This window comes from Fuerstiella marisgermanici (assembly GCF_001983935.1).
Lineage (GTDB): Bacteria > Planctomycetota > Planctomycetia > Planctomycetales > Planctomycetaceae > Fuerstiella > Fuerstiella marisgermanici.
Genome location: NZ_CP017641.1, coordinates 4,793,789 through 4,810,546, shown reverse-complemented (window position 1 = coordinate 4,810,546; position 16,758 = coordinate 4,793,789). Strand labels below are relative to the sequence as shown.

11 protein-coding genes are annotated in these 16,758 nt (G+C 57.7%); 7 read left to right on the top strand and 4 right to left on the bottom strand.

Features of this window, described 5'->3' with window-relative positions:
- Positions 1-202 precede the first annotated feature (202 nt).
- Positions 203-2,767: a hypothetical protein gene (locus tag Fuma_RS17930; RefSeq protein WP_145944238.1), complete on the top strand. Its 2,565-nt coding sequence runs from the start codon at positions 203-205 to the stop codon at positions 2,765-2,767.
- A gap of 225 nt (positions 2,768-2,992) precedes the next feature.
- Here Fuma_RS17930 and Fuma_RS17925 read toward each other — a convergent pair whose 3' ends face one another.
- The 3 genes from Fuma_RS17925 to Fuma_RS17915 form a co-directional block, all read right to left on the bottom strand.
- A complete protein-coding gene (locus tag Fuma_RS17925; RefSeq protein WP_077025334.1) occupies positions 2,993-3,910 on the bottom strand; it encodes a Spy/CpxP family protein refolding chaperone in 918 nt (305 codons plus the stop codon).
- Positions 3,911-4,141: 231 nt separating this feature from the next.
- Positions 4,142-6,952 (bottom strand): DNA gyrase subunit A, encoded by a 2,811-nt coding sequence (gene gyrA / locus Fuma_RS17920; RefSeq protein ID WP_077025333.1) that lies wholly within the window; start codon positions 6,950-6,952, stop codon positions 4,142-4,144.
- Positions 6,953-7,207: 255 nt separating this feature from the next.
- Positions 7,208-8,209, bottom strand: coding sequence for a threonine ammonia-lyase (locus tag Fuma_RS17915; RefSeq protein ID WP_077025332.1), 1,002 nt, complete (start codon positions 8,207-8,209; stop codon positions 7,208-7,210).
- A 428-nt stretch (positions 8,210-8,637) separates the two neighbouring features.
- On the opposite strand from Fuma_RS17915, the gene Fuma_RS17910 reads away from it, so the two are divergent.
- From Fuma_RS17910 to Fuma_RS17890, 5 genes are all read left to right on the top strand, one after another.
- Positions 8,638-8,910, top strand: a complete 273-nt coding sequence (locus Fuma_RS17910; RefSeq protein WP_077028388.1) for an NAD(P) transhydrogenase subunit alpha part 2 — start codon at positions 8,638-8,640, stop codon at positions 8,908-8,910.
- Positions 8,911-8,997: 87 nt separating this feature from the next.
- Entirely contained in the window at positions 8,998-10,398 is a 1,401-nt protein-coding gene (locus Fuma_RS17905) for an NAD(P)(+) transhydrogenase (Re/Si-specific) subunit beta (protein ID WP_414655208.1), read from the top strand.
- 77 nt (positions 10,399-10,475) lie between these two features.
- Positions 10,476-11,924 carry a pectate lyase gene (locus tag Fuma_RS17900; RefSeq protein ID WP_077025330.1) on the top strand — a complete coding sequence of 483 codons (1,449 nt, stop codon included), beginning with the start codon at positions 10,476-10,478 and terminating at the stop codon, positions 11,922-11,924.
- A gap of 703 nt (positions 11,925-12,627) precedes the next feature.
- Positions 12,628-13,917 (top strand): hypothetical protein, encoded by a 1,290-nt coding sequence (locus Fuma_RS17895; protein WP_145944237.1) that lies wholly within the window; start codon positions 12,628-12,630, stop codon positions 13,915-13,917.
- A 35-nt stretch (positions 13,918-13,952) separates the two neighbouring features.
- Positions 13,953-15,293, top strand: coding sequence for a hypothetical protein (locus Fuma_RS17890; protein ID WP_145944236.1), 1,341 nt, complete (start codon positions 13,953-13,955; stop codon positions 15,291-15,293).
- A gap of 23 nt (positions 15,294-15,316) precedes the next feature.
- Here Fuma_RS17890 and Fuma_RS17885 read toward each other — a convergent pair whose 3' ends face one another.
- Positions 15,317-16,138, bottom strand: coding sequence for an inositol monophosphatase family protein (locus tag Fuma_RS17885; protein WP_077028387.1), 822 nt, complete (start codon positions 16,136-16,138; stop codon positions 15,317-15,319).
- A 201-nt stretch (positions 16,139-16,339) separates the two neighbouring features.
- Between Fuma_RS17885 and Fuma_RS17880 the strand changes: the two genes are divergently transcribed.
- Positions 16,340-16,573: a hypothetical protein gene (locus tag Fuma_RS17880; RefSeq protein ID WP_077025327.1), complete on the top strand. Its 234-nt coding sequence runs from the start codon at positions 16,340-16,342 to the stop codon at positions 16,571-16,573.
- Positions 16,574-16,758 lie beyond the last annotated feature (185 nt).

Sequence of the window (16,758 nt, the reverse complement as noted above, 5' to 3'; positions counted from 1 at the left end):
GAAACCAGTCGCAAATCCCGGGATTAGTGTGCGCTTGGGGGCTGGTTTTGTTACTATGAATGCGCAGAAAATGCGCGTACTGTTTCGCGTGCCGCGCTGGAAAACGCTGGCCCATTCGGCGGCTAACGCCATGCTGCTCACAACATTTCGATCGAATAGACCTTCGCCTCATACCGCAATGATCCACTTTGGAGTTTCTTCCATGCGATCCATCGCACCTATTGCCGTCAGAGTCAGCCTTCTGGCCATGGCCGTGTTTGTTTGTCAGCTCGCCGGTTGTGGAGGCGGTGCCGATGTTGCTTCGTCAGACTCCGCTGCCGGAGGTGGCGCCGACAACACGATGCCTCCCGGAGACTCCGGCGGTGCAATGATGCCTCCCGGTGATGACATGGGCGGCGGGGCTGAAATGATGGGAGGCCCTGGCGGCGAGATGGGAATGGAAGGGAGCATGGAAGGCGAAAATCCCGACGGCATGATGATGTCCGGCGGCGCAGACGGGATGGGAATGGATCCTGCCATGATGGAAATGGCGGGCGAACCCGGTGGTTATGGCGGCAACTATGGCGGCGGCAACATTGACTATCCCGGTACGGGAGGAGCTGGCGGCGGCTACGGTGGTAATGCCAGGAATGGTCGTCCGAATGATGTGACACAATGGACGGACGAACATATTCTGACCGCTGTTGATGAGAAAGATACGCGAGTCCTTCAAGCTATTGAGATGAAGGCCAAGAGTTCGCCGGGCGATCCAGCCTTCGTGAGTCTGATGGATCAGGTTTTGGCCAAGACCGACAGCGGCGGCGGAGGACTTCCTGGGTTGGGCAGCGGTGCTCAGCCGGGCACGGCCGGATTTCCCAGCGGTCCGCGCCCTCAAGCGGGGCCGGATGGTAAGCCACCCGTTCCGCCCGGAGGCGCGTTTATTGATCCGCGAAGTCGACAGTTCGATTCAAACCGTCTGGTTCCTCAGGACAGAGCGAGTCGCGCCGCAGCAGGCCGCAGCGTGACCAGCCTTGACGCAATGATTGGGGAAGCTCTTCTGGCCTACGTACCGCAGGCAGCTCAAGGGACGCGAGGCGCGGCAAGCCGCCTTCAGAATTCCGCTCAAAATACAGGCTCGATGGAAGCCCCCGGCATGGATCCGGCAATGATGTCCGGCGAGCCTGGTGGTGAAATGTCGATGCCTGGTGGTGAGGAAATGGGCGGCATGGAGATGGAAGGCTACAACCCGGGTGGCTACGGTCCGAGTGGATACGGTGGCGCGGGCGGAATGGGAATGGGCGGTCAACAAGCGACTCAGGGAAACCTGACGGACGAAGAATTGGTGAAAGCCGTCATCCGAGCACTCGTCAACAACAATACCGTGCAGGCATGGACGATCGTGCAGTCCCTGGTAGATGGGTCTCGCAGCACAGCGCTGCCGCCACAGGCAGCCACTGAAATCGCTGTCCGTGAAGCATTCTCGTCACCCACGCCAAACATTGAAAAATCTGAACAGCTTCTGGCAACGGCCCTGCAAAACGCGTCCGGAAATCCGGGCCAGAACGGCTCAACCTTTCAACTGCTGGCGATTGTTGCTCAGCGTCCGGCTGACTATTTTCTTAGTCTCGGCCAGCCACAGCCACCTGCTCCGGCCACACCGCCAGGAAATCGTCCCGGCATGGGCATGATGGGCGGCGGTGCGGGAATGGGCCCCGGCATGGGGATGGATATGGGCATGGGAATGAGCGGCGGGGGAGAAAACTACGCAGGTGGCGAACCCGGAATGGAGATGGGAATGTATGGCGAAGGCGGTCCCGGGATGGGAGGGCCTGGTATGGGCGGACGGGGAGCAGCGGGGGGTGCAACGCCAACTGTCGCCGCACCGCCACCGATTCCTGTTGCGGAAGCGGCTTTGCTGCCTGTCGCGCAGGTCATTTGGGCTCCGTCAACGGCTGATCGAGTAGCCGGCTGGTTGAAGGCGGCTCCTGCGGCGGATGCGGCCATTGATGTGCTGGCCTTCGCAGGCACGATCCCTTCTGACAATGTGCGTCGGTCGGTCTTCGATCTGCTGTCGCGGTCTCACGACGCCGGAGCCGACGGATTGGTCAGCAGCGGTTTGTTCCGCCACTTTGCGCGAGACCCCGGGATGTTGTCTGTGCTAAAGGCGTTGCCACGTAATCGCCGAAAACCGGCCAACGACAACCCGCAGGCCGTGGTGCCGCTGGATTCGTGGGAACGAGCGACTCAGGATGTGGTGCTGTCGCTGCGCGAACGCCTTCAGAAAATGGCTGGCAACCCGGATCTCGCTTACGACGGTGTCATGCCCGTGCGTTTGCATCGAGACGCAGTGCCGGAAAGTCTAATTCGCATTGTGGCGCCTGGCCCGCAGACTGAATCTCTGGGCGACGCGGCTCCTGACGAAACGAAGGTCTACTACGCGAAAATGATTGCCACTCCTCAGCGTTTAAAGGATATGCAAAAGCTTGCTGAACATTATCAGGGGCGTACCAAAGGCATTGAGCACAAAGACATCGCGAAGGGCCTCTTGTGGTTCGACGGTGTCAAGGTGGGGACTGACGGCACGATCACCACCATGGATGTCGTGTTTGAGCAACTCAAGGCGCGTCCCAACAATAATGGTGGTTTCGGTGGCGGTGGTGAAGGGATGAACATGGGTGGCGGTGCCGCAGGAGCCAACCCGCAATTCAGCATCGAAGTCATTGTGGTGGAGTCTCGAGACCCATCTAAAACTGACGAACCACCTGCCGTCACCGCGTCTGCGAAGTGATCCATCGCGGGAAAATTCTTCAAGGCTTCGCGGGCACGACACCGCGTGGACACAAAAAAAGCGGCGACTGCCATGTGACAGTCGCCGCATATTTTTTTGCTGCAGCAGATTGATTTCAGCTGACTACAGCCTGTTACGCTGACTTGTGGCCGCGGAACAAGCGTTTCGTGCTATCAATGCTGTTTGCCACGAGCCCGAACCGTCCACGACAAAAGCTAAACTGCTCTAGATAGCTTCGTCAGAGTCTGCTGGTGGTCGCTCACGGTTGCCGCCACGGCGACCGCCGCCTTCACGGTCACCGCCTCCGCGTCGACCTTCACCGCCACCACGTCGATCGCCGCCGCCAAATCCACCGCGACCGCCACCGAAGCCACCACGTCCGCCTCGCATCAGTCCCTGCATATCGAGCTCAAAGTCTTCGCCGGTCAGTTCCTTCAGTTTCGCCTTCTGGTCGTCCTTCAGCAAAGCCATGACTTTGGCTTCGCCTTCTTTGCGGAGGGCTTCCCGCTTCTTGTTCATTTCTTCGCCAGCTTTTCGCATCTCTTCGCGGCTTGGACGCTCGCCGTCCCCGCCACCACGTCGAAACATGGCTCCCATTTCTTCGCGTAGTTTGCTCGATGCTTCCTCAGACGCCTTTTCGGCATCTTCGATTTTGGCAATCTGCTCATCAGTGATGCTCAGCGCTTTACGCATCTCGTCGCTCTTAAGTTCGCGAGTCAGGCCAAAACGCATCTTCACTTGAAGAGCGATCTGGTCCAGACGAGCGACTTGCTCCTTTTCCAGAAGCGTCGTCAGCATTTCGTCCGTCTTTTTCGCGAGTTCCTCACCTTCCTTGCGCATCTTTTCGAACATCGCGGTTCGTTCTTCGGCTGATTTACCTTCGAACGCATCACGGTCCGGACGCGATTCGCGGCGTTCGGCCTGATAAGCCTCAACGGCCGCTTTGATGGTTGTTGCCTGAGTTTCGTCGACTTTCAGTTCGTCCAGCACGTCTTCTGATGCCAACAGCATGGCTTTGCTGATTGCAAAACCACCACCTCGGCCGCCACGCCCACCGCCGGGTTGAGCTTCAGCGACAGCAGTCAGTAGCATGGCCGCCAGGCAGGCGGTTGACGAAATTCTCAGTAAACTCGTTGTCTTCATAGGTAACTCCTTAACGGTGTGCGAATCGCGGTTAGACGGGATACTTCGACCAATGTCGTGACCAGTTAAACACCGCGGCAACGCGTTAAGTGTTGCGGAATCACCGAATTGTTGGAAATTACTGCCGTCGAAGCCGAAGAGGGGCCGCAAGCTGGCGGCGCCGCCAGATGTTGGGCTATTTGAAATCTGCCCCCGGCACACGTGTCCGGGGGCAGATGTCTGATTTCCGCCCTACGCGTCGTCGTCCTCGCCGACATCAGCAGCGTCGTCGGCGTCGGAATCTTCTGCCAATTCCGGTGATGTTGTGTCAGCAGCAGGCGCTTCTGCACCAGCCTGACCTTCAACCGTTGCGGCTGCTTCGTCCGCTTCTTTCGCACTCGCTTCAGCGGCCGCCGCCTGTTCGGCCGCCTTCGCTGCCGCTTCTTCGATGTCCTCACTGGCAATGACGGCACAGGACGCCAGCGAATCGCCTTCGTCCAAACGCATGATGCGTACACCCTGAGTGTTACGGCCGATCGTGCTGATGTCGGCGGCTCGCACGCGCTGGATCTTGCCCTTGGCGGTGACGATTAAGACTTCGTCGTTGTCCTGCACGGCCATCGCGTCGACCACTTTGCCGTTACGAGCTGTGGTCTTGATGTCTCGCAAGCCCTTGCCGCCGCGTTTCTGACGACGGTATTGAGCACTGCTGCTGGTGGACGTTTCGCCATCGCCATCTTCGTCATCGCCGTTGGCCACGCCCGGCCCGAACGGAGTTCGCTTGCCGTAGCCCAGTTCGCAGACCGTCAGCAGCGTCTTGTCTGGTTCGGCGACTACCATGCCGACGACTTCTTCGTCCTTGGACAAATTAATGCCCTTCACGCCACGAGTCGCTCGGCCCATTTGCCGGGCGTCTTCGTGATTAAAGCGAATGGCCATGCCGCCGGACGTGCTGATCACAACGTCCTGATCGCCTTCCAGAATTCGCACGTCAACCAGAGCGTCGTCGTCATCCAGGCGAATCGCGATGATGCCGCCTTTCATGGGACGCCCGTACGCCGAAAGTGCGGTTTTTTTCACGATGCCTTTGCGAGTGGCAATCATCAGGTACTTGTCGTCGGGGAATTCTCGTACGCTAAAGCAGTTGGAAATGCGTTCGCCTTCTTCCAACGCGATGACGTTGACGAGGGCTCGACCTTTGGCCGTACGAGCCTGCAACGGCAGATCGTAAACCTTCAGCCAATGCACTTTGCCGCGATCGGTGAAGAACAGCAGGAAGTTATGCGTGCTGGACACAAACAGATGCTCAATGGCATCTTCGTCGTCCGACGTCGCGCCTTTGATTCCCTTGCCGCCTCGCTTTTGAGCTTCATACGTGGCCAGCGGCGTGCGTTTGATGTAGCCGCGACGCGACAACGTCACCACCATCGATTCTTCTGCGATCAACGCTTCTTTGTCGTAATCGCCCAGTTCTTCCAGCGACATATCCGTACGTCGTTTGTCGCCGTACTTCGCCTGCAGTTCTTCCATGTCTTCGCGAATGACGGCTCGAATGTGAGCTTCGTCGCTGAGAAGGTGCAGATATTCGCCAATGTTTTCCAGCAGTTGAGCGTGTTCGCCCTGCAGCTTTTCGCGTTCCAGATTCGCCAGCGAACCCAGCTGCATCGACACAATCGCTTCCGATTGATTGTTCGACAGGAAGTACTCTTCCGCCGTTCCCTGTTCGCGCTGATATTCTGCGAACCCATTTTCGCCCAGGGCGCGAGCCACCATTTCGGCGGGAATGGGAATCTTCTGCAACGCTTCTTTGGCGGCAGATCGACTGGCAGAATCGCGGATCGTTTTGATGACTCGGTCGATGTCCACCTGAGCCAGCAGCAAACCTTCGACCGTGTGCTTGCGTTTGCGAGCTTCTCGCAGCATGAACTCGGTGCGGCGGCGGATGACTTCGACGCGATGACGAATGAAGGCATCCAGCATGCCACGCATCGTCATTAGCTGAGGTCGGTTTCCGTCCAGTGCCAGCAGAATCATGCTGACCGTCGTCTGCAGCGGTGAAAACTGATACAGCTGATTCAGCACGACGTCTTTGTCGGCATCTCGCTTCAGCACGATGTGCAGACGCACCTGCCACGAAGGAATGGTGCGGTCAGTCAGGTCGACAATTCGAGCAATGCCTTTGATGCGCTCGTCACGAACAAGGATCTCCAGCTTTTCACGAATACGGTCGCGAGTATCCATGTACGGGATCTCGGTCACGACAATCACGTCGCTGTTCTTTTCCGTATCGAAGTGCGTGCGAGCTCGCAGCGTGATGGTTGAGCGTCCGGTCATGTACGCCTGGCGAACGCCCATGCGGCCACAGATAATGCCACCGGTGGGAAAGTCGGGACCGGGTAACACTTCCAGCAGTTCGTCCAGCGTCAGATCCGGGTTGTCGATGATCTGTTTAACGGCTTCGCATACTTCCGACATGTTGTGCGGCGGAATGCTGGTCGCCATTCCGACGGCGATCCCCGTCGACCCGTTGACGACAAGATTCGGAAACCGAGCGGGCAGGACGACGGGTTCCAGACGCTGCTGATCGTAAGTCGCCACGAAGTCGACCGTTTGCCGATCAAGGTCGCGTAGCAGTTCGGCCGCAGCACCGCCCAGTCGAGCTTCAGTGTATCGCATGGCGGCCGGAGGTAGACCGGCGAGTGAACCGAAGTTGCCCTGCTTGTCGATCAACATTTCTCGCATGGCCCATTCCTGAGCCATTCGTACAAGCGTTGGATAAATCGCACCGTCGCCGTGTGGGTGATAGTTACCCATCGTTTCGCCAGCGATTTTAGAACATTTGGTGCGGCTGCCACCCGGGCTGAGATTCAGATCGTTCATCGCCACCAGGATGCGGCGCTGCGAAGGTTTCAATCCATCGCGGACGTCAGGCAGTGCTCGGCTAATGATGACGCTCATCGCATACGTCAAATAGCTGTTCTGCATTTCCTCCCGAATATCGGTACGCTGAATGCGCGGGTCGTCAGGAATTGAAATCTCGCCGGAAGGATCGTCTGTAGACAACCTGAATTCTCCTTAAGTCTATGCAGCAAATGAATTTACGGAGCCGCAAATGCCACTGGCGAGTATAGCAAAACGGAACCGGATTCACAATTCGCACGCCCCTGTTTCACGCAATGAAAACAGTAGTTTCAGAGGGCTGTGGCCGTCTCTCAGATAAGGCAAAATCGCACGCCTGGCAAGCATCCATTTTGGGAAGACAAACCAGCGTGAATCCGAGCGATTACACCGGCAAAAGTGTGAGGGTGAATCGCTTCGTTATGCGATCCATTCGCGGAACTGAGGTTCGTCGACATTGCGGCCACTGACAACCACGACAATGTCGCCTTCGCCGTCTGGTTTTACCTTTCCGGACAATAGAGCTGCGACGCCGATGGCTCCGGACGGTTCCGTGCGAAGGCCGTGCTTTTTGTAGAGCCACTTCATGGCTTGCTGCGTTTCTGAGTCTGGTACGCCGACGGCTGAACTGACGTGTTTCTTCAGAATTGGCCAGTTTTGAGCACCCACGTCGTAGGACAACAGCCCGTCGCAAATACTGGTCGGCCGATCAATGCGAACTCGTCGATCCTGTTGCAGCGATTGAGCGAAGTCGGTTGCGCCCTCGGGTTCGACGCCGATAATTGAAGCATCCGGAAAGCCGTCGGCAATCGCCAGGCAGTGTCCGGCCATCAGCCCGCCGCCACTCACCTGACAAACAAACTTAGACAGGCTTCGCGACTGTTGCTGCAGTTCGTCGACAATCTCAAGCCCGCCCACACCGTTGCCGGCAATCACCCAGCGATCATCGTAAGGCGACGCCTGTACGGCGTTTTCGGTGTCGGCGATTTCGGAAGTCAATTTGTCGCGTTCGCCCGTTTCAAAATCGCGAGCGATGTTGTATGTGCGGATTTCGGCACCAAACGAACGTGTCAAAGCAAACTTCACTTCAGGAGCGGTATCCGGCATCACAATGATGACTCGCTTGCCGTATCGCTGTCCGGCAAAGGAAATTCCGGATGCAAAATTGCCGGACGAATGAGCGGCAATGGGGCGGTCGCCGATGGCTTCTTCGTTGTTCGCGACCCAGTTCAAAGCACCGAGCAGCTTGAAGGACCCCACCGGCGTCCATCCGTAGTCCTTCAACCAGACTCGCCGGTCGCCGGACAGTCCTAATTCCTGCTCCAGCGCCCACGACCGAACCAGCGGCACCGGACTTAGATGCTGCCGAATCACGGTTTCCGCGCGTTGAACGTCCTGGATATCGGCAATGGTAATCGGCATGGTACAAGGTGAGTTCTACAGGCAGGTGAAGGAGGGCCGGGGCATTCCACAATCTCTTAGCGGAACGCGAGCGGAACGGGGCTACAGGATAGTTAACCGAAGGTGTCATCGGCCAGCGTGCGCCGACGTTTCACGGTGGTCGAGCTGAAAGCTGCGACTTCGTTTGTGGTTTTGAAGCCGTCGTGAATCTGATCCTCCATTTTTTGTCGCTGGGACGTCTGTGTGCGCGGCGGTTTGTCATTCTTCGGGCACTTTGTAGACTTTGAAATCGCTAATTCGTGTTTCCTTCGTCTATCGCTTGAAGCCACAGTTTCATGTCTATTCTTTCATTCGCCCTGCAGGCCGCCACCGCCGATCCGAACGGCACGGCTGAAAAGATTGCTGAAGCCGCGACAACCGCCAGTGCCGCGACAGGCAGTGCGTCTCATTTGATACTCCTGCTAACTGTGTTCGCTCTGGCCGTTTTTCTCGGCGTGGAGATCATCACCAAGATTCCGCCCACGCTGCACACACCGTTGATGTCGGGGTCGAATGCAATTTCCGGTATCACTTTGGTCGGTGCAATTTTGGCAGCAGGCGGCAACAACGGAACTCTGGCCAGCGTGCTCGGGTTCTCCGCCGTGGTGTGTGCCACTATGAATGTCGTGGGCGGTTTCGTGGTCACAAATCGCATGCTGGCGATGTTCAAATCCAGAAAATAGCCCTCCACCGCACTGCGGCTTTCTGCCACGTCTGAATCGCCAGTCCACCTTCGCGTCATTTCCTGAAACGGAACATTCACTGTGTCCCTGAAGCCCGATTTGATTGACCTGATTTACCTTGTCGCCGCGATTCTGTTTGTGATCGGGCTGAAGGGTTTGACAAAGCCTCGTACGGCCGTGCGAGGCAACCTGATCGGTGCGCTGGCGATGTTTATCGCTGTCGTTGTGACGATGCTGCATCAGGACGTCATCAGCGTGACCGGGCTTCTGGTTGCCATCGCAATCGGATCGGCCGCTGGTGTTGTGCTGGCATTGAAGATTGAAATGACCGCGATGCCGCAACTGGTGGCGCTATTCAACGGGCTCGGTGGCGGAGCATCCGTGTTAGTCGCGGGAGCGTATCTTGCCGGCAACGAATTCGCAGCGAGACTGGCCAGCGGAGATCATTTTTCAGATGTGCTGACAGCCACGGCAGCGTCCGGACTGATCGGCGCGATCACTCTTTCAGGAAGTCTTGTTGCCTTCGCGAAGTTGCAGGAACTGAAGTTCATCAAGGACGTTTCATTTCCTGGTCAGAAGATTCTGAATCTGGTTTTGGCGCTCGCATCGATTGGTGTTGGCGTTCTGGTCGTGCAGCAGCCGGGGCACGCCAATCTTTGGTATTGGTTAATGGCTGCGTTGGCGACAGGGCTGGGGATTTTGCTGGTGATTTCGATTGGTGGTGCCGACATGCCGGTCGTGATTGCGTTGTTGAATTCGTATTCCGGACTGGCAGCTTCTGCGACAGGCTTCGTGCTGAACAACAATCTGTTGATTATCGCGGGCTCGCTGGTCGGAGCATCGGGGTTGATTCTGACTCGCATCATGTGCGACGCGATGAACCGTTCGTTGTGGGCTGTGTTGTTTGGCACGATGCAGTCTGGCGGAAGTTCGCAGTCTGACGACGACGTCTACGCGAACGTCAAATCCACGTCGGCTGACGAAGTCGCGATGATGCTTGAGGTCGCTCAGACGGTTGTGATTGTGCCAGGCTACGGCATGGCGGTCGCTCAGGCGCAGCACGCAGTCCGCGATCTCACGAACAAGCTTCTTGAAAAGGACATCGACGTTCAGTTTGGCATTCACCCGGTGGCGGGCCGTATGCCAGGACACATGAATGTGCTGCTGGCCGAGGCAGACATCGACTACGAACGCCTGAAAGAAATGGAAGAAGTGAATTCGATGATGGACCAGGTTGACGTCGCAATTGTTCTCGGCGCCAACGATGTGGTCAACCCGCTGGCTCGCACAGACCCAAACAGTCCGATCGCCGGCATGCCGATAATCGACGTCGATAAGGCTCGCACGGTCGTTGTCGTCAAACGCAGCCTCAGTCCCGGGTTTGCGGGCATCGCGAATCCGCTGTTTGCGGCCGACAATGCATTGATGCTGTTCGGCGACGGCAAGCAGGCGATTACAGAAATCACGAAGGCGTTTGACGAATCGTAAATTTCTGTACGAACGCCTCGGATGGCCATCGTAAAGGTTCCGGATCTTCTTCACGAAAAACCACGGAGTCACCTGCTATGAAACATCTCCTGCTGGGGCTCGTCTTACTGCATTCTCCATTCGCTGCCGCTCAGTCGTTGACTCAGTCGGATGCCACTGATGTGCTGCACAAAGTCATCGACTTCTACCGCAGCAAGGTCGGGTACGAAGGAGCCTACCTGTATCGGTACGCCGCCGATTTCTCCGCTCAGGAGGGCGAAGAGCCGGCGACTCGCACCAGCGGCTGGACGGAACCACCGGGCACGCCGTTTGTCGGAGAAGCCCATCTCAAAGCATGGCGACTTTCGGGCGACAAAGCCTGCCTGGACGCCGCCGTGGAAGTCGCCGACGCGCTGGTGCGAAGCCAGTTGGAATCTGGCGGATGGAGTTCTTCGTTTGAACTTGGTGCCGCGGGCCGTGGCCGATACGCCTATCGCGTCGACGGCGCATCGCGTGGTAAGAGGAACTACACCACGTTTGACGATAACAAGAGTCAATCGGCCGTGACGCTGCTGATGCATGTCGACGAGGCTTTGGACTTTCAGGATGAAAGAATTCATGAAGCCGTTGAGTACGCATTATCACACATGCTGGCATCGCAGTATCCCAACGGAGCATGGCCGCAGCAGTTTTCTGAGCCGCCTGATCCGGCACAGTTTCCGGTGTTGAAAGCGTCTTACCCCAAGACCTGGTCGCGAACCTATCCGAAGAAGAACTACGTCGGCTACTACACTCTTAATGACAGCAACATGTCGCGAATCATCGACATGCTGCTGGAAGCGAATCGCATCTATGACCGCGACGATTGTTTTCAAGCGGCACAAAAGACGGGCGACTTCTTTCTGCTGGCTCAAATGCCGGAACCGCAGCCCGGCTGGGCTCAACAATACAACCGCGACATGCATCCCGCGTGGGCACGCAAGTTTGAACCAGCTTCAATCACGGGCGGCGAATCACAGACGGTCATGAGGTCATTGTTAAAGCTCTACGAATACACCGGCAAAGAAAAGTTTATCGAAACTCTGCCGGCCGCGATCGACTACTATCGCCGATCGCTTCTCCCCGACGGCCGGCTGGCTCGGTTTTACGAACTGCAGACAAATCGGCCGCTGTATTTTACCGTGGACTACAAGCTGACCGACAGCGACGCCGACATGCCGACTCATTACGCCTTCAAGGTCGGTTCCAAACTGGATTCGCTGGAACGTCAGTTAAACAAGCTGCAAAAGTCTGTGGCGGCGGGGGATAGGCCTGAGTTTCAACCAAGCCGTCCGGTAAAGCTGACAGCGTCGGTCGAAAAAAAGGCGCAACAGGCGATCGATCAGCTTGACGACCGCGGTGCGTGGGTTGAGTCAGGAAAGATGAAGCATCAGCCCGAACGATTGCCTGTCATCGACATGCGCACCTACGCCAAAAATCTAGAAGCCATCGCCGCCTTTGTCGGTGCCGGGCCGCCCCGGCGGGCGGTTTGCGTGGTTGGCAGGTGAGCCGGGCGAAGGCTGAATCGCCGGCTTTGCTCCCGTTGGTCGCGGGTTGTGACATCGATCTGCCCCAGCGCTGAACTGTTGCGACAAGTGACCATCGGGAACGCCAACTTCTATTCAGAGCGTCAGCTCTAACCGGTGCCGGGCCGCCCCGGCAGGCGGATGGCGTGGGGAGCAGGTGAGCCGGGTGAAGGCTGAATCGCCGGCGTTGCTACCGTTGGTCGCGGGAGGTGGCATCATTTTCCCCAGCGCTGAACTGTTGCGACAAGTGACCACCGGGAACGCCAACTCCTCTTAAGAGCGTCAGCTCTAACCGGTGCCGGTACGCACCGGCGGGCGGTTTGAGTGGTTGGCAGGTGAGCCGGGCGAAGGCTGAATCGCCGGCGTTGCTCCCGTTGGTCGCGGGTTGTGGCATCGATTCCCCCCCCAGTGCTGACCCGTTCCGGCAAGTGACCAACGGGAACGCCAACTTCTCTTCAGAGCGTCAGCTCTAACCGGCTGGCGGGCCGCCCCGCCCCCGCATCGTCGCTACAGGCGGAAGACTCGCGGTAATGCGGAGGGACTTCGTGGTTTCGCGGACCGGCCGCATCTGAGGCGAAACGAGTCGATTGGCGGGCTTTAGCTACGGAAGCACGGCAACCAGCGGGTATTGTTGCCCAGAGTGATTTCACCCATTGTGAAAGCGAACTCGGAAGAAGGGCCTGTTTTGTTGAAGCCTAAATACTACCCACATATCACAGGACTGGCCGTCGTATTTATGACGATCGCGCCGCTGTGCCTGTTGCTGTGTCTACAAGACCCAGCCGATCGGGAACTCGACGCACTGCTGGCCGAAGACTCGTCGAATATTGTGCTTGACGCCACTGTCCATGGTTCCGTCGACGCATCCGCAAACTTCGACAGCGTCATGGCGAATACCGCTTCGCCACCAGCTTCAGTTACCGTTCCGCCGCCATCATCGCCTGCTGTTGTGGCGCCTGCGCGGCCGCCCGTGGTTCCGCCGCAAGCGGATACGCGGATGGCAGCGTTGCCTCCGGTTTTGAACACACCGTCAACTACGTCCGACAGCACGGCGACTTATCTGCGACCGACCACGCCGCAGAAGCAGTCTGACACCGACGCTGTCATGGCGATGGCTGCTGCTGATGCGGTCTCATCAAAGCACACCGGCGGCGGGCATGTTCCGACACCAACACCCGAGCGGAACATCGAATCACCATTCGACAGCGACCTGCCTCTGCCAACTTACGCCGATGTCGAGGATCGAACTGCACCCGCCGATGTCGTGGCTTCTGCGAAAGACGTCGTGATGGCGGAAGACGATGCCGACGAAGAACCGTTTGTAGAACCAGAAATCAGCCCACCGTCGGCATTTGATGCCACCGGACACTTGTCGATGGTCGGCGGGGTTGCCAGCAATCTTGGCGGCTCATCAAAAACCGTCACGTCGCCAGCCGCACCTCGTTCTGACGACGTCGGTGTTCGGCAGGGTGATGAGAAATCAGCAACGTCGGAAAGTCGATCACGTCGCCGTCGTTCACGCCGGCCGGACAAGACTGAGGTCACGCCGTCTCAGGATGCACCGGTCATTGAGAGCCCTCGAATGATTAACCCGTTCGCTCCCGGATTGGGCGAAGAAACGCCGGCGGAAGTCGTGGACATCATCCTGCAGCAGCCGCTGGAATCGCGACCCGTTTCAAAAATTGAAAACCTTGTTGCCGTGACACGCACGACCGGATTTCCGATTGCGCTGGTGCGGTCCGGCCTTCCCGACGACCACTGGTGGGTGCAGCAAATGGTGGGTGCTCGCGGCAATGCGTTTGCCGGGCGAGTGAACTTTGGCAACGAAGATTCAATACCTGGCAGTGTGTATCACCTGGTAATTGTGTTTCTGGATTCGCCGGACGAAGTGCGTCGATTCCGAATCGCCAAACAGTTCCGGAAGCTCCCCGAAGGTATTCGCCGTTCGCGTGAATTTACCTTTGTGCGCAGATAAAGACGTCAAAGCCATTCGCAATAAGGACTATTGCCGTGATCCAGTCAAGAACTCAAGATGTTGACATGCTGTTTGCACAGGAGCCCGTTAAAGATCGTTCGTCGCGTCACACTTCATCACACAGAGAAGGCGCGAATACCGGCGGTGGGCTGAATCGACTCACGCCAAAGACCGGGTTGTCCGCAGAAAAGCGTCGCCGCCGGCTAGAACGAATCCGCAGCAACATCGTGGCGGAAAGAGCCGAACAAGCCGTCGTGCAGCTGACGGTTACAGAACTGGCCGCCAGCGCAAAAACGAACCATTCTTCGGCCTCGGACAAGCCGGCTGGCAAAACTGATGCGACCACCGCGCCACGGTTTTCTGAAGCCGACTTCAAGCCGGCTTACCTTGAATCGAGTCGGTCGAGTAAGGACCGCGACGCCAAACGGCGCGCGAGTCGCAAAACGTCTGCAGCGCGACATGCGCCTGCGGCCGTCGCGACTGACTTCGCCGCCTTTGAGGTTTCGACAAAGACTGAGCGCAAGAAAACGGCGTCGGGTGATGGGCGAGTTGTCGCGTCAAAGTCGCTCACCAGCGCTGCGGTGGGCGACTTTCAGGTGATTGATCCTCCGCCGCCAGAACCAGAAACGTATCGCGAATGGTTTAAGCGAGTGGTCGCGAATCATCGCTGGACGACGTGGTTTACAACATTCTACGTTCACTGGTTGCTGTTCCTGCTGATGGCCGCCATCGTGGTGCATGGGCCGGAAAACGCGGTCAGTTTGCTGATCGACGCAACGTTCGCTGAGACCGTTGAAACAGAAGTTGCCACCTTCGAAGTCGTATCGCCGGAGCCCGAACTTCAGCCGGAAGCCGAACCGGAATCCATGCCTGAAGAGGAACCGGACGTCACGGAAATGGAAGAGGAAAAGCTGGAGTTGAATCCGGACCTCGTCAGCGAAGTGGCCACCGATCCGCCGCCGGAATCATCCAGCAGTGCTTCAAGCAGTAACGACAGTGCTGCTAAACAGTCGGCGGCTGCGTCTGCGTTTGGAGACTACAACCCCGCGCCGCCGTCAGCGGTTTCGGAAGGCAGTTTTTCTGTCTGGACCGAACCGTCGACACCCAAAGCCGGCGAACCGTATCGGATCATTATTCAGGTGCGGCTGCCGAAGAATATTCAACGCTACGATCTGTCGGACTTGCAGGGCGTGGTGGTGGGCAGCGACGGCTATCGTAAGCCGATTCCTGGTTCCATGCAGGGAGCTCTTCCCATCAACAACGGCTACGCCAGATTTGTAGTTCCGATTGTCAGTGCGGATGCGACCGTGCGAGACACCGTATTCATTCGTTCGCGCACGTTGAAGGAAACTCAAAAGCTGGTGCTGCAATTTTGATCAAGCCGCTGCCGTCGGGGAAGCTAACCCGTTGTCAGCGGCGGCGCGTCACGCAGCATTTCCAGAACTGTGGACTTCAGACCGGGCGCGATCGAAACGCCGTCGCCGGTTGTGACGCATTCGTTGCCCTTCCAGTCTGTGCAACTGCCGCCTGCTTCTCGCACGATGGGGATCAGGGCGGCGATGTCCCAAGGTGACATCTGCGGATCCAACGCGATGTCGGCTCGGCCCGTGGCCACCAACATATGGCCATAGCAGTCGCCCCAGCCGCGGGCGATCCGCACCTGTTTCAGAAACTTCGGCAACACGTCGCCTCGACCACACCGCAGATCCCCCGTCGGCTCCGTGAACATCAGGCGTGCCTGAGCAATGTCGGTTTCTGTAGAAGCGGCTGCCTTCGCGGGTTCGCCATCGCCGATTTGCCACCACGCTCCGTCCCCTTCTGCGGCATAGACGACTTCGTTTAAGGCTGGAAAGCGGCAAACTCCGGCCACCATGCGACCTTCAAATTCGATGCCGACCAGCGTTCCGAACAACGGCACGCCGTAAATAAACGGCTTGGTGCCGTCGATTGGGTCCAGAATCCAGCGGTAGCCGTTGCTGCCAGCGACGTCGTCGAATTCCTCGCCCAGGATTCCGTCGTCGGGGAATTTTTCTGCCAGAGCGTCTCGGATCAGCGTTTCCGCACCTCGATCCGCCACGGTGACTGGCGAATCGTCGGCTTTGGATTCGATTCCCAGCGTTTGGGACTGGTAGTGGCCAAGAATCAGTTTGGTGGCCTTTTCAGTGACATCGAGTGCAAATTGGAGGCGACTTTGGTGCGGCGAAGTGGACGGCGGAGACACGTTTTCTTCCTGAACGGGTTTCTGAGGTTGATGGGCGGATGATAGCAGAATTCGCGGCAAAGTCGGGAATGCGGCGAAACGTTGATTTTCACGTTGAACAAGCGGTTCGATGTTGCCACAATGCCCGCCTTCAATTTTGACACGCCGACCCGAATCGCGGTCTGGCAGTCTTCCCAATCCTCAGAATAACGTAGCTGTACCATGGACCGCGAACGCATCGAACGACAAGTCAAGCTGGCCGAACAAAAGCGAGCGGCGCGGGAAAAGCAGTTGGACGCCGACAAAGTTCCAGCCGACAAGCGAAAAACTGATCCCAAATGGCGCAGTCTGGACGCCGATGTGCGAACTCTGAAACGCCGCATCAACGCCGTAAAAGAAGTGGAAGAGCGCGAAGCTGCCGCCGAAGAACGCAAAGAAGCGGCCGCCGCTGAGTAATGCTGGTCAAGGTCGGAAGACGCCCCGTCAAAGCGGAGGTGGAAATGCCTCCTGGCACTGCCTGACTCTTTCGATGATCCCTTGCGCTTTGCGTGGCAATGCAGAATGGGGGCTCCCGTGCACTGCCCGAAAGTAGCGTTGTGTAACAATCCCCAGTTTCTGCCTGTACCGGCACGGAAGGGCGA